14 protein-coding genes are annotated in these 13604 nt (G+C 38.2%); 13 read left to right on the top strand and 1 reads right to left on the bottom strand.

Going from position 1 to position 13604, the window contains the following annotated elements:
* The first annotated feature begins 61 nt into the window (after positions 1–61).
* The 7 genes from rnpM to EFD62_RS05700 all read left to right on the top strand — a co-directional run bounded on the left by rnpM (position 62) and on the right by EFD62_RS05700 (position 7168).
* The gene (gene rnpM / locus EFD62_RS05730) at positions 62–334 is read left to right on the top strand and encodes an RNase P modulator RnpM (protein WP_069196237.1); all 273 of its coding nucleotides are present in this window, start codon (positions 62–64) and stop codon (positions 332–334) included.
* Complete coding sequence (locus EFD62_RS05725) at positions 327–677, top strand: L7Ae/L30e/S12e/Gadd45 family ribosomal protein (protein ID WP_069193498.1); 351 nt, start codon at positions 327–329, stop codon at positions 675–677. The genes rnpM and EFD62_RS05725 overlap by 8 nt, the downstream gene beginning before the upstream one ends.
* Positions 622–3855, top strand: coding sequence for a translation initiation factor IF-2 (gene infB, locus EFD62_RS05720; protein WP_069193499.1), 3234 nt, complete (start codon positions 622–624; stop codon positions 3853–3855). Before EFD62_RS05725 ends, infB begins: the two co-directional genes overlap by 56 nt.
* A 56-nt stretch (positions 3856–3911) precedes the next feature.
* Complete coding sequence (gene rbfA, locus EFD62_RS05715) at positions 3912–4259, top strand: 30S ribosome-binding factor RbfA (protein WP_069193500.1); 348 nt, start codon at positions 3912–3914, stop codon at positions 4257–4259.
* A gap of 76 nt (positions 4260–4335) precedes the next feature.
* Positions 4336–5292, top strand: a complete 957-nt coding sequence (locus EFD62_RS05710) for a DHH family phosphoesterase (RefSeq protein WP_128705840.1) — start codon at positions 4336–4338, stop codon at positions 5290–5292.
* Positions 5293–5295: 3 nt separating this feature from the next.
* On the top strand, positions 5296–6186 hold the full coding sequence (gene truB, locus EFD62_RS05705) for a tRNA pseudouridine(55) synthase TruB (RefSeq protein ID WP_069193502.1): 891 nt from the start codon (positions 5296–5298) through the stop codon (positions 6184–6186).
* A 52-nt stretch (positions 6187–6238) separates the two neighbouring features.
* Entirely contained in the window at positions 6239–7168 is a 930-nt protein-coding gene (locus EFD62_RS05700) for a bifunctional riboflavin kinase/FAD synthetase (RefSeq protein ID WP_069196238.1), read from the top strand.
* A 58-nt stretch (positions 7169–7226) separates the two neighbouring features.
* On the opposite strand, the gene EFD62_RS17745 is transcribed toward EFD62_RS05700, so the two are convergent.
* Positions 7227–7397, bottom strand: coding sequence for a hypothetical protein (locus EFD62_RS17745; RefSeq protein WP_170176842.1), 171 nt, complete (start codon positions 7395–7397; stop codon positions 7227–7229).
* A 298-nt stretch (positions 7398–7695) separates the two neighbouring features.
* Here EFD62_RS17745 and yfmF point away from each other — a divergent pair, with 298 nt between their 5' ends.
* From yfmF to mraZ, 6 genes are all read left to right on the top strand, one after another.
* Positions 7696–8985 (top strand): EF-P 5-aminopentanol modification-associated protein YfmF, encoded by a 1290-nt coding sequence (gene yfmF / locus EFD62_RS05695; RefSeq protein WP_069193503.1) that lies wholly within the window; start codon positions 7696–7698, stop codon positions 8983–8985.
* A gap of 66 nt (positions 8986–9051) precedes the next feature.
* Positions 9052–10335 carry an EF-P 5-aminopentanol modification-associated protein YfmH gene (yfmH, locus tag EFD62_RS05690; RefSeq protein ID WP_176720918.1) on the top strand — a complete coding sequence of 428 codons (1284 nt, stop codon included), beginning with the start codon at positions 9052–9054 and terminating at the stop codon, positions 10333–10335.
* A 17-nt stretch (positions 10336–10352) separates the two neighbouring features.
* Entirely contained in the window at positions 10353–11315 is a 963-nt protein-coding gene (lgt, locus tag EFD62_RS05685) for a prolipoprotein diacylglyceryl transferase (protein WP_128705839.1), read from the top strand.
* A 164-nt stretch (positions 11316–11479) separates the two neighbouring features.
* A complete protein-coding gene (locus tag EFD62_RS05680) occupies positions 11480–11632 on the top strand; it encodes an aspartyl-phosphate phosphatase Spo0E family protein (RefSeq protein ID WP_069193505.1) in 153 nt (50 codons plus the stop codon).
* A gap of 211 nt (positions 11633–11843) precedes the next feature.
* Positions 11844–12968, top strand: a complete 1125-nt coding sequence (gene rodA / locus EFD62_RS05675) for a rod shape-determining protein RodA (RefSeq protein ID WP_069193506.1) — start codon at positions 11844–11846, stop codon at positions 12966–12968.
* 204 nt (positions 12969–13172) lie between these two features.
* Positions 13173–13604 (top strand): division/cell wall cluster transcriptional repressor MraZ, encoded by a 432-nt coding sequence (gene mraZ / locus EFD62_RS05670; protein WP_069196240.1) that lies wholly within the window; start codon positions 13173–13175, stop codon positions 13602–13604.

The following is a 13604-nucleotide window of genomic DNA, read 5'->3' as shown; positions in this document are numbered from 1 at the left end:
ATCTACTGGAAACAGGAGGAACTTTATATACTTTAAGCTTGATTTTGGGAAGTGGTGAATGGTGAAACAAAAAAAGATACCAATGAGGATGTGCCTTGGTTGTCAGGAGATGAGACCTAAGAAAGAACTTATTAGAGTAGTTAAAAACAAGGAGAATGAGATCTCTTTGGATTTCAACGGAAAAAAACCCGGCAGGGGGGCGTACCTCTGCAAGAGTGTTTCTTGCTTTGAAAAAGCCAGAAAGGGTAGAAAGCTTGAGAAGGCCTTCGAGACATCTATTGATGAAGAAATATATGAATTATTAAAGAAAGAGTTGGAGGCGGGTAATGACTGAAAGGATATACTCTTTTCTGGGCTTGGCTAGAAAAGCAAATAAACTGGTGTCAGGAAATGAAACCTGTGAAAGATTATTGAAAGCAGGAAAAGTAAGCTTGATAATTGTGGCCGAGGATGCTTCGCTAAGCACAAAAGAAAAGTTTATTAATGCCTGCAATTACAGGAACGTGGATGTAAGAATATTCGGTAATAAGGAGATGTTGGGCAAATTTATCGGGAAAGATATAAGGTCGGTGATAGCAATACTTGAAAACGGATTTGCAAATAGGATAATACAAATGATTGATGATGCAAAAATTGGATGCGGGGGTGAAGCTATTGGCAAAAAAGAGAGTTTATGAGCTTGCAAAAGAACTTAACACAACAAGTAAAAGATTAATGGAAAAATTGGAAGAAATACAGATAGTTGTCAAGAACCATATGAGCCTTTTGGAGGAAGAGGAGTTGGAAGCTTTATATGATCATATTGGTGTTATCAGGCATAAAGATGATAAAGCTGAAACAGATGATAATAAGAGTACTTCCGCTCATCCAGTTGTTCAACACAGCAGCGAGGCCGTGAAGGAAAGCAGAAAAGACGCTAAAAAGGCGCCAAGAATTATTAGGACAACGGAGATTTACCTTGACTCAAAAGGTGAAGAATTAAAGGAAAATAATAAGAATGAGGCAAAAAAACCAAGAAAGGTTGAAGACAGGCGAAAGAAAAATGATTTTGTCAAAGTGTCAACTGATACTTCTGGTTTAAGGCCTGGTTTTGTGAGAGAAACAAAGCCGGACTATGTAAGGATTCTTGAAGAACAGAAGAAAAATGAAGCACCAAAAGCACAGACTAGTGAGAAGAAAGATATGGATAAAAATAATGTAAAACAGGATTTGCCGAAGGAGGCGATTCCTGTACAGGATATAAAGAAAGATGATGTGTCCAAACAAACTGCTGAAATTAAGGATGGCTCTATGAATATGGAAAGTAAAGTAATTGAAGAAGTAAAAGCTACCTCTGCGGAGAGCGTTAATGATGTGCCGGTAAACTTGGAAAGAAATAATAACGATAAAAAACCGAATGACAATAAGCAAATTCCAACGGAAAACAGTGCAACAAATAATGAAGAAAGTAATACTGCGGCGGCTGTGAGTAAAAAAGAAACGGATAATAAAAATGACAATAGAAAGAATGACATAAAAAGAAATAATGTAAGGCATAACGATGCTAGACAAAATGCCAGACAAAATGCCAGACAAAACGACAGACAAAACGACAGACAAAATGACAGAAATGATAATAGAGGCGGCAATGCAAAGAAAAATGAATATAGAAATTCCGACATGAAGAGAAATGATTCCAATCGTACTCAGGGTGGCAATTTTGGAAATAGGCCGAATAATAACAGAGCCGGTTCCGATAGAAACCGGGATGCTGGTCGTCCGGTCTCAAAGAAGCCTTTGGAAATACCAAAAGTAGAGCTTACTGCTGCCCAAAAGGAAGAATTGAATTCACAGCGTTCTGAAAGACGTGATTTTAATAAAGATGTTGAAAAGGATTCAAAGAGAGAACTTAAGAAAGAGCAGCCCAGAACCGGAATCAATGGCGGAAGAAATAAGAATGCCAAAGTAATAAAGAATGTTTTAAACACTAAAAAAGGAGTGTCTGAAGTATTATCCGATGATTTTGAAATTGAAGAGTATTACTTTAATGGTGTAAAGAAAAGCAGAAAGGTGAAAAAGAAGAAGGAAGAAAAGATAGAGGAGAAATACATTCCGCCAAAAGCTGTTCTTACATCAATAAAAATTCCTAATCCTATTACTGTGAAGGAATTGGCTGAGGCACTTAAAAAGACATCTGCAGAAGTAATAAAGAAGCTGATGGCTTTGGGAATCTTGGCAACACTCAATCAGGAACTTGACTTTGATACGGCCGCAATCGTTGCGGATGAATTTGGAGTGAAGGCAGAAGCGGAAGTCGTTATCAACGAAGAAGATATTCTCTTTGACGATTCCGACGATTCCAATGATCCTGACGCAGTACCAAGGCCTCCTGTAGTAGTTGTTATGGGGCATGTTGACCATGGAAAAACATCACTTTTGGATGCAATAAAGAAAACTAATATTACTGAAAGTGAAGCAGGTGGAATCACACAGCATATTGGCGCTTACATGGTTAAACTAAACAATAGGAATATTACATTCCTTGATACACCTGGTCACGAGGCTTTCACAGCTATGAGAGCTAGGGGGGCGCAGGTTACTGATGTTGCCATTTTGGTTGTGGCGGCAGATGATGGTGTTATGCCTCAAACAATTGAAGCAATAAACCATGCTAAGGCTGCAAATGTAACAATTATTGTTGCAATTAATAAAATTGATAGGCCGGGTGCAAATCCTGATAGAGTTAAGCAGGAGCTGACAGAGTATGGACTTGTTCCGGAGGAATGGGGCGGCGATACAATTTGCGTTGAGGTATCCGCAAAGAAGAGAATCAATATTGACCAGTTATTGGAAATGGTTCTTCTGGCAGCAGATATGCTTGAGCTTAAGGCAAATCCCAATAAGCAAGCAAAAGGTACTGTTATAGAGGCAAAGCTTGACAAGGATAGAGGACCTATTGCGACTATTCTTGTACAGAGGGGAACGCTAAATACCGGAGATTCCATTATAATCGGTGCTACCGCCGGAAGAGTAAGGGCAATGACGGACGATAAGGGCCATAGGATCAAAAAGGCCGGACCTTCAACACCGGTTGAGATTCTTGGAATGCATGAAGTTCCCGAAGCTGGAGAAACTTTCTATGCAATAACTGATGAGAAAATTGCAAAACAATTGATAGAAAAGAGAAAACTAAAACAGAGAGAGCAGCATTTGAAATCAACTGCAAGAGTCACTCTCGATGACTTGTTCAATCAAATAAAAGCGGGTAAGGTTAAAGAACTGAATATTATTGTAAAGGCCGATGTTCAGGGTTCCGTTGAGGCTGTAAAGCAATCCTTGGAAAAGCTCAGCAATGAAGAGGTTAGAGTCAAGACCATTCATGGAGGTGTTGGTTCGGTTACTGAATCCGATGTTACTTTGGCACAGGTGTCCAACGCTATTATAATCGGATTTAATGTAAGACCTGCGGCAAATGTTATTGAAGTGGCAAAGGAAGCTGGAGTTGACTTGAGGCTTTACAGGATTATATACAATGCAATTGAGGACATAGAGGCTGCCATGAAAGGAATGCTTGACCCAACCTATAAGGAAGTTGTGCTTGGGCATATTGAAATAAGACAGATATTTAAGGTTTCCGGTATAGGAACAATTGGTGGAGGCTATGTAACCGATGGTAAGGTAATAAGAAATTCTGATATTAGATTGGTTAGGGACGGAATTGTAATCCATGAAGGAAAGCTTGCATCATTAAAGAGATTTAAGGATGACGTGAAAGAAGTAGCTCAGGGATTTGAGTGCGGTTTATCCATAGAAAGGTTCAATGATTTAAAAGAAGGAGACGTAGTTGAAGCCTTTACTATGGAAGAGGTAAAATAATCTATGGACTTGAACGAAATAATACAGACACGCAATATGTTTTAGGAGTGTTTTTAATGGAGAGAATTGAACGTATATCAGAAGAAATAAAAAGGGAAATGAGCACAATTATCCAAAACGAGTTAAAGGACCCAAGGCTTTCTAAGCTTATAAGCATAACTCATCTTAGTGTTACAAAAGATCTGCGTTATGCGAAGGTTTATGTCAGTGTTATGGGAAGTGACGAGGAAAAATCAAATGCATTGGAGGGCCTTAAAAGTGCAGCCGGTTTTATTAGACGTGAAATCGGACGTCGAGTACAAATAAGATATACTCCCGAGATTCATTTTGAGCTTGATAATTCCATTGAAAAGGGAGCATATATCACTAGGCTGATTAATGAGACATCGGTTGAGGATAAATAGCTCGAGATATCCTGCAAAAACTAAAGGAATTTATGGTATTCCATAAAAATGCCGGATTAGTTGATGAGAGGTATGTATGATAGAGAACGAAATTATTTCTTTAATTAAAGACGCGGATGCAATTGCTATTTTACCCCATGTTTCGGCGGACGGAGATGCACTAGGCTCAAGTCTGGCTCTGGCATTGGCACTGAATGCACTGAATAAGAAACCAGCGGTTTATTTTGAAGAAGAAATGCCTAATACGTATAGTTTTTTACCGGGCAGGGAGTTTGCCGAGGTATATAGTGAGAAGCCTGATAAATACGGGCTTGTAATAGCACTGGATACTGGTGATATGGAGCGGCTGGGAAAAAGAGCGGCAATATTTAACGATGCCGACAGTACCGTCAATATAGACCACCACACTACGAATACACAGTTTGCCCAGCTGAATTTGGTAAATACAAACTCATCGGCGGTCGGTGAACTGATATACCAGCTTATCAAGATGATGGGAATCGACATAGATAAGGATATTGCCACATGCCTTTATGTTGCAATAGCTACAGATACTGGGGGGTTCAGGTACAGCAATACAACGCCTGTTACCCACCAAATAGCCGCCGACTTGATAAACAACGGTGTGGATGTTTCCTATATAACACAGACGGTGTTTGAAACCCTATCCTTGCAAAAAGTAAAGCTGATGGGAAAAGCTGTTGAAAGTCTTGAATTGCTTGAAAACGGAAAGCTCGCGATAATAAAAATTACCGATGATTTACTAAAGAATATCGGGGCAAGGGAAGAGGACTGTGAAGGTATTGTCAACATAGGAAGAAATATAGAGGGTGTGGAAGTAGCGGTGGTAATAAGACAGCGTGAAGGCGGTGACCTTAAGATAAACTTCCGGTCGAAAAACTATGTTGATGTCTCAGCTATTGCAAACAGGCATTCCGGTGGCGGCCACAAGAGGGCAGCCGGATGTACGATAAAAGGCGATATAAATGATATAAAAGAAATGCTCATAAAGGAGATACAAGAAGTCTTATAGGTTATGAATGGAATATTGAATGTTTTAAAGCCCCCAGGTATGACTTCCTTTGATGTGGTAGCATACCTTAGGGGAATCCTAAAAATGAAAAAAATCGGACACACAGGCACGCTTGACCCCGGTGCGGCAGGTGTGCTTCCTATTTGTACAGGCAAGGCTACAAAAGCAATTGAGTATCTTACCGATAAAGATAAGGTTTACAGAGCGGAGCTTTTGTTAGGTGTGTCCACTGATACACAAGATGCATATGGAAAAGTCATAAACACGCTGGAGGTAAAGGCTTCTCATGATGAGATTGAAAGGGCTATTAAGTCCTTCGAAGGGAGCTACAGTCAGTTGCCCCCTATGTATTCGGCAATCAAGATGAATGGGAAGAAGCTCTATGAGCTTGCCAGAAGCGGTATTGAAGTAGAACGAACTCCAAGAGATGTTAAGATACATTTTATTGATATTTTGAATATCACCGGCAACCGGATTGTTTTTGATGTGGGTTGTTCTAAAGGTACTTATATAAGGACTTTATGTTCGGATATTGGAGATAGGTTGGGATGCGGAGGCCATATGGCTTTTCTGGTAAGGATGAAGGCCGGTAGTTTTGATCTTGAAAATGCTTTGACCCTAGAAGAGATAAAGGAAATGGCCCGGGAAGGAACCTTTGAGAAAATGCTTACTGGCATAGATGTAGTTTTTAAGGACTACGACAGAATCTCTCTTAATGAAAAGGATAAAAATAGGTTTTTGAACGGTGGATTTGTGGGCCTTAGCGAAGGCAAATTTACCCCAGCTCAAAAAATTAGAGTGTATGATCACGATGGGGCTTTTTTGGCTTTAGGAGAGACGGTTTCCGACAGGAATGGGAAGCTAAATCTTAAGGTTGATAAGCTTTTTATATAGCTGTGTAAAAAAAAGTAGTTATTTTGTAGTTGGAGTTGTAGAAGGAAAGCATATGAAAGTCGTATATGGAGCGGAAGGCAATTACAATTTTATAAGACCAACGGGAATAGGGCTTGGAAATTTTGACGGTTTGCATGTAGGGCACATGGCTTTGATAAACAAACTAATAAGCGAATCGGAGCTTAATTCTTTAGATTCGGTGGTATATACCTTTAGCAAGCACCCGGAAAACATAATGCGAAAAGAGTTGTTTACTCCGCTAATTACTGCAATGGACAAGAAAGTGGAGCTGCTTGAGAAGACCCGGTTGGACTATTTATATTTTGAAAAATTCGATGAAACCTTTTCAAGAATGAAGCCTGAGGAGTTTGTAAAAGATATTCTTGTGGGAAGATTGAATATGAGGCTTGCGGTGGCAGGCTTTAATTATAGATTCGGCTACCGAGGCCAGGGTGATACCGAAATGTTAAGTCAACTAGGAAGAGAGCTTGGCTTCAAGGTCATTGTTATTGAGCCCATAAAGTTGGGGGATGAAGTAGTAAGTAGCACCAAGATAAGGAGCTATATTTTAGATGGTGATATGGATAGGGTGTTTACACTTCTTGGAAGGCATTATTCCATTGCCGGAAAGGTTGAAGAGGGAAGAAGGATAGGAAATACCATAGGGTTTCCTACTGCAAATATTTATCCCGAGGCTTATCTTGTTCTTCCGTGTAATGGTGTATACATAACGAAGACCCTTATAGACGGCAAAATGCATCCTAGCATTACAAATGTTGGGTCCAATCCTACATTTGGAGGATTGGACAAGATTTCCGTCGAGACATACATACTGGATTTTGATAAGAGCATTTATGGAAAGAAAGTGGAAGTCTTTTTCATTGCGAAACTAAGAGACCAAATGAAGTTTGGCAGCGTAAAAGAACTTACAGACCAAATAGAGAAGGACATAGGTACGGCAAAAAACTACTTTGGCAGTTGATTTTTTATTGTAAGTAACTGTAAAAAGGATGGGAAGGGAGGTAAATATGCCTCCCTGTTTATCTATACATCTTTTTTAGCAGACATGCAGATAACATACCGGTTACAAATGTCAATACCAGTACTCCTGTAGCTTGTGCAATACTTAGATCAAGTGTCCGTGTATCCTCATGCTCAGTTTGCTTCATATGAGTTCTTGGATATTTTCTGTAATATCTAACCTGATTCATTGAAATCCCTCCAATATTATTATCTTCAATATCTAAGCTTTTTATTTAGCTAATAATAAACAACTATATAATAAACATTGGACACTGATTTTGGATACTATGACAAATACAAATAAACATTTGATTCTATTAATACAATTACCTTGCAAAAAAACTTGACTGACAAATATTGAATAAAGGTGCATTTTTTTATTATACTATTAACATACGTTATTTCGTCTTAGGTTTTACGAATTGAGTTTGATTGAACTACTATTTTTATAGAAAAGATAACATGCATAAAGAGAGGATTGATTTAATGAATAATTTGATTTCAGAAAGTATAGTATCTGAAATTGCATCTTTTAATGGAATAAAGATTTACAGGGTTAAAAGCCAGAAATTCAAAACCAATTCAATTAATATTTTTTTCTATGACAATTTGACTCGGGAAAATGCGGCTAAAAATGCACTGCTCCCAGCGGTTCTAAGAAGAGGGTGTGAGGGTTATCCCACGATAAGGGACATCTCTCTTTACCTTGAAGAGCTCTATGGGTCTGTGTTTGACTGTGGCGTAACAAAGAAGGGAGAGCATCAGATTATTCAGTTCTATATTGAATACATCTCCAATAAATATGCAGGACCGGATATTGATTTGACAAAGAAGAATTTTGATCTTCTTCTAAACATAATAACAAAGCCCGTTCTTGAAAACAATGCCTTCAAGAAAGAGTATATAGAGCAGGAGGCTCAGAATTTGAAAGAACTTATCGAGAGCAGGGTAAACGACAAAATGCAATATGTCGTAGAAAAATGCCTCGAGGAAATGTGCAAGGATGAGCCCTTTGGAATATACGACTACGGAAGTGTGGAGGATTTGAAGGAAATTAATGAGATAAACCTTTATGAACACTACAAATACTTCCTTGAAACACTGCCTGCATATGTTTTCATTTCCGGTGATATTGAAGATGAAGGAGTGAAATACATAATAGACGGTCTTTCGAAAATAAAGAGGGGAAATATTAAATCAATTGATAAGACCAAGGTAGAGGTCAATGTGGGAGAAGTTAAGAACATAACTGAAAAAGTGAGTGTAAACCAGGGAAAACTCTGTCTGGGTTTTAGAACCAATACACCGCCTGACAACAAGGACTATTATAAACTAGTTGTGTACAATAGCATTTTAGGTGGCGGACTCCATTCAAAGCTTTTCCAGAATGTCAGGGAAAAGGCGGGGCTGGCATACTATGCGTTTTCTCGTCTTGAGAAGTTTAAGGGCCTGATGGTAATAAGCAGCGGTATTGAAATAAAAAACAAAGATAAGGCATTGGAGATAATATATAAGCAGCTGGAAGAGATAAAAAACGGCAATATTTCCGACTACGAGTATGAGGCATCCATCAAGAGCATAGAAACGGGTATTAAGTCTCTAAAGGACAGCCAGCTTCAGATCGTAGACTTTTATTTCAGCCAGTATATAGTAGGAACCAACGACACTCCCGATGACATTATTGAAAATGTAAAGAGAGTAACCAAAAAGGATATAGTGGATATTGCCGAAAGAATAAAGCTAGATACGGTTTATTTTCTAACATCGAAGGAATAAAAGAATAGCAGAAATAAATAATGGATTACACAGAAGTGACAAATAGAAGGGAGAATTCTTAATAATATGAATATTAGAACTATTGAATATAAAAATATCGATGAAACGGTATATATACATGAGCATTCAAGCGGTCTAAAATCCTTTGTGGTGCCCAAAAAAGGCTATTCTAAGAAGTATGCAACCTTTGCGACTCATTACGGTTCTATCAATAATGAGTTTGTCATGCACGGTGAAAAGGATGCTATTCGGGTTCCTGACGGAATTGCCCATTTTTTAGAGCATAAGCTTTTTGAGCAAAAGGACGGCAGCGTTATGGATAAATTTTCACAGCTAGGTTCAAATCCCAATGCATATACCAGTTTTGCTCAGACTGTTTATCTGTTTTCATGTACCGATAGATTCAAGGAAAATTTTCAGCTTCTCTTGGATTTTGTTCAAAATCCCTTTATTACAGAGGAGAGTGTGGAGAAGGAAAAGGACATAATCGCCCAGGAAATAAGAATGTATGAAGATGATCCGAACTGGAGAGTTTTCTTTAATTTGCTGGATGCTTTTTACGTAAATAACCCTGTAAAGATTGATATAGCAGGAACAGTTGAAAGTATAAGCAAAATAGACAGGGAAGTTTTATATAAATGCTATAATACCTTTTATCATCCTTCTAATATGATGATTCTGGTGGTAGGAGATGTTGAACCGGAAGAGGTGTTCAAGCAGATTGAGGATAGTGTTGTGGCAAAGAGCAGCAAGCCCGAAATAAAGAGGATTTTTCCCGATGAACCCAAAACAATTAACCGGGAATATGTTGAGCAAAAGCTTGCGGTTGCCATGCCAATGTTTCAAATGGGATTTAAGGACACCGGTTTTAATTCAAAGGGAATTGAGGGCTTAAGGCGAGAGATTGCAATAAAGCTCATTCTTGAAATGATAATGGGCAGAAGTTCAAGCCTTTACAACGACTTGTATAATGAGGGTCTTATCAATAATACCTTTGATTTTGATTACAGCATTGAGGAAAACTATGCCTATTCGGCCTTTGGGGGCGAGTCAAAAGACCCTTTGGCGGTAAAGAAAAGAGTGGTGGATGAAATTAAGAAAATTCAAAGTAGAGGACTTGATAAAGAAAGCTATGAGCGGATTAAAAGAGCTATGAAGGGAAGATTTATGAGGCAGCTCAATTCGGTGGAAAGGATTTCGCATACATTCATTTCGGTGTATTTTAAAGAGGTAAGTATGTTTGACTATCCGGAGATTTATGATAATATGTCTTTTGATTATGTAAAAGATGTATTTGGAGAGCATTTTAATTTGGATAATTTAGCAATATCGGTGATAAATCCGGTATAGAGAAAAGGGGAAAAAAGATGAATACTGTAAATATTGTGAAGTTTCCGAAGCTAGGGTGGGAGTTTGTTATTGATAGGGTTGCCTTCAATATTTTCGGTATACCTGTCTACTGGTACGGAATAATTATTGCATTGGCATTTTTTCTTGCAGTTGTTCTAGGTCTAAGAAACAGCGAAAAATTCGGCATAAAATCCGATGATACAATTGACCTGGTTTTGTGGGCCGCACCTATAGCTATTATATGTGCAAGGCTTTACTACGTTGTTTTTAATTGGCATGAGTTTGGTGGAGATATTAAGAAAATAATTAATATCAGAACCGGAGGATTGGCAGTTTATGGAGGGTTAATCGGTGCAGTAATTACAGCATATATTTTTGCAAGAGTAAAAAATATAGATTTTCTGAGCCTTGCGGACCTTGGAGCTCCATACTTTGTTTTGGCCCAGGCAATCGGCAGGTGGGGGAATTTTGTGAATCAAGAAGCCTTCGGTGCAAATACCAATCTTCCCTGGGGAATGTACAGTGAGGCGGTGGAACGCTACTTAACGGATTTGGGCGACAGTAGCCTTAATCCTTTGATGCCGGTTCATCCAACATTTTTATATGAATCTTTATGGAATTTAGGAGTTTTCTTCTTCTTGATTTGGTACAGGAAGAGGTACAGGGTACGCGGCGAGTTGTTTTCCTTCTATATGCTCTTATATGGTATAGGCAGAGCTTGGATTGAAGGGCTTAGGACTGACAGCCTCTATATTGGCGCTTTCAGGGTTTCACAGCTTCTTGCCATTGCTTTTTCAGTAGCTTTTGCCGTGATAATTGCTATAAGACACAGGACTTCAAAAGGAGAATTGGTTTATAATGCTGCTATTGGACCTAAGGACATAAAGGTTTACGAAAATAAGACAGAATACGACACCAAAGAGGAGAAAATGGAAGAAAGTGTTGGAGAGGGCGAAATTGACAATAAAAAAGTTCTATAATTGACATGTTTATATCAAATATTACAATATTATTACATTTTTCGAAGGGTATTGACTCGCAATTACTATTTTTTTATAATGAAGGGACAAAAAACAAACATGAATGTCAGAAAATTAGTTTTAACGTCGTGTAATTATACAAAAGATAAATGGTGGTGTAGTAAATGCAGTTTAAGATTCAAGATTTACAGAGTGAATTGAACAATATGATTGACAACGGTGACGATTACTCAAAAATATATGAGCTGAGTGTGAAGCTTGATATGCTTATCGTCCAGTACTATAACGAATTGCTAGGGAGGAAGAATCCAAATTAAATTAGATAAAGAACGATTTATGAAGCTTCAAATGGTTAAATTCTGGAATTGGTTGACACTGCTTCAATATAAAAATATAATTATAATGTGATTATTAGTAGTTTGACTACTGTCAGGCAAAGATTGTTAGAAGGGCTTGGCAGTAGTTTTTAATTATTGATATTAATACATATTGACGGATTATATATTAACTGTTAGAAGGTGACATTTCATGTATTTTGTTGAAAAAACTAAAAACTCCAATATCGTAAAAAGATTTGACTATTTTCTGTTTTTGGCGGTTACTTTTTTGTCTGTTATTGGAGCCTTTGTTTTAAAAAGTGCGGTAGCTACAATGCCCAGTGGACGGAGGATGTTTCTGGTGCAGATGGGAAGTATTGTAGTAGGTACAATATTGGCTCTAATTATTAGTTTACTGGATTATAAGGATTTTAAGATACTGGGAATTCCGTTCTATATCTTCACGGTAGTATTATTGGTACTGGTTCTTTTCATTGGTACGGGAGAAGAATTGGGAAGCCGAAGCTGGCTTAATATAATGGGTTTTAGCTTGCAGCCATCTGAGCTTGCAAAGATATCTATGGTACTTATTTCATCTGTTTTTCTGGAGAGAATATATGACGGACAAAAAAACAGAACTGCTAATATCATAAAGTTTGTCATATACACTAGCATACCGATAGTGCTGGTTATGGCACAGAAGGATTTTGGCACTACCTTGGTATTTGTATTTGCGGTTTTTGTAATGCTGTTTGTCTTTGGAATCAGCTATAAGTATATTTTAATGATGATGGGGGCTTGTGTAGCATCTTTGCCGATCATATGGTTTTTTGTACTCAATGATAACAGAAGGAACAGAATAAGGGTTTTCCTAAATCCTGAATTGGATCCTTTGGGGGCAGGATGGAACGTTATCCGGTCAAAAATAGCGATAGGCTCCGGGCAGATTTTCGGAAAAGGGCTTTTTAAGGGAATTCAGACCCAGAATTCTCTGGTACCCGTAAAGGAGTCAGATTTTATTTTTTCAGTAGTTGGTGAGGAATTGGGATTTGTTGGAGCAGTTATAATTCTGGCCTTGGTATTTTTCATTCTTATGAGATGTTTATATATTGTAAGAAATGCAAGGGATAGATATGGGGCATTTCTAGTTACCGGTATAACTGCTTTTTTTGCAATACACTTTATAGAAAATATCGGCATGAGCATTGGACTTCTGCCGGTTACAGGTATTCCGCTGCCTTTTGTCAGTCAGGGAGGAAGTGCTATGCTGACCAATTATATTGCTATCGGGGTGGTTCTTAGTGTGTCGGCAAGAAGACAGAAAAGCTTTTATTGATTGGAAATAGAATATTAATCATTTGTGGGGTAAAAGCTATATATTTATAGCCTAAAGATAGGACTTGTTTCCTATCTTTTGTTTTTTTTATAGGAAATTTTCAAAATGGACTTGATTATTGGGCGATTTTAAACTAAAATTGAAGTATAAGTGGTGGAAAGTGGTGCAAAGTGGTGGACAGTTCCAAAATGTGAGGTGAAATTGTTGTTCTATGGTGAATACCAGCATTCAGTTGATGCAAAGGGAAGGGTTATTATACCTTCCAAGTTCAGAGAGGGACTTGGGGAGAGGTTTATATTGACCAAAGGCCTGGATAACTGTTTGTTTGCGTATTCGTTGGAAGAATGGGGCAACTTGGAAGCTAAGCTTAAATCACTGCCTTTCACTGATAAAGATGTAAGAGCGTTTGTGAGGTTTTTCTTTGCCGGTGCCGCTGAAGCTGAAGTGGACAAGCAGGGAAGAATACTTATACCGCAGAATCTAAGGGAGTATGCAGCACTGGAAAAGGATGTATATATAATTGGTGTATCAACTAGGGTTGAAGTATGGGATAAGAGCAAATGGGAAAGCTATTCTGGAGATGAGAATATGAGTGCCGACAGCATTGCTGAAAAGATGGCGATGCTTGGAATCTAA

Origin of the sequence: Acetivibrio mesophilus (genome assembly GCF_004102745.1) — a bacterium.
GTDB lineage: Bacteria > Bacillota > Clostridia > Acetivibrionales > Acetivibrionaceae > Hungateiclostridium > Hungateiclostridium mesophilum.
Note: the sequence above shows the minus strand (reverse complement) of the source record. Positions and strands in the feature narration are given on the sequence as shown.

Bases quoted from the DNA above. Each gene is read 5' to 3' on its own strand.
- EFD62_RS05725 (WP_069193498.1), top strand. From the start codon at position 327: ATGACTGAAAGGATATACTCTTTTCTGGGCTTGGCTAGAAAAGCAAAT.
- infB (WP_069193499.1), top strand. From the start codon at position 622: ATGATGCAAAAATTGGATGCGGGGGTGAAGCTATTGGCAAAAAAGAGA.
- rbfA (WP_069193500.1), top strand. From the start codon at position 3,912: ATGGAGAGAATTGAACGTATATCAGAAGAAATAAAAAGGGAAATGAGC.
- EFD62_RS05710 (WP_128705840.1), top strand. From the start codon at position 4,336: ATGATAGAGAACGAAATTATTTCTTTAATTAAAGACGCGGATGCAATT.
- truB (WP_069193502.1), top strand. From the start codon at position 5,296: ATGAATGGAATATTGAATGTTTTAAAGCCCCCAGGTATGACTTCCTTT.
- EFD62_RS05700 (WP_069196238.1), top strand. From the start codon at position 6,239: ATGAAAGTCGTATATGGAGCGGAAGGCAATTACAATTTTATAAGACCA.
- EFD62_RS17745 (WP_170176842.1), bottom strand. From the start codon at position 7,397: ATGAATCAGGTTAGATATTACAGAAAATATCCAAGAACTCATATGAAG.
- yfmF (WP_069193503.1), top strand. From the start codon at position 7,696: ATGAATAATTTGATTTCAGAAAGTATAGTATCTGAAATTGCATCTTTT.
- yfmH (WP_176720918.1), top strand. From the start codon at position 9,052: ATGAATATTAGAACTATTGAATATAAAAATATCGATGAAACGGTATAT.
- lgt (WP_128705839.1), top strand. From the start codon at position 10,353: ATGAATACTGTAAATATTGTGAAGTTTCCGAAGCTAGGGTGGGAGTTT.
- EFD62_RS05680 (WP_069193505.1), top strand. From the start codon at position 11,480: ATGCAGTTTAAGATTCAAGATTTACAGAGTGAATTGAACAATATGATT.
- rodA (WP_069193506.1), top strand. From the start codon at position 11,844: ATGTATTTTGTTGAAAAAACTAAAAACTCCAATATCGTAAAAAGATTT.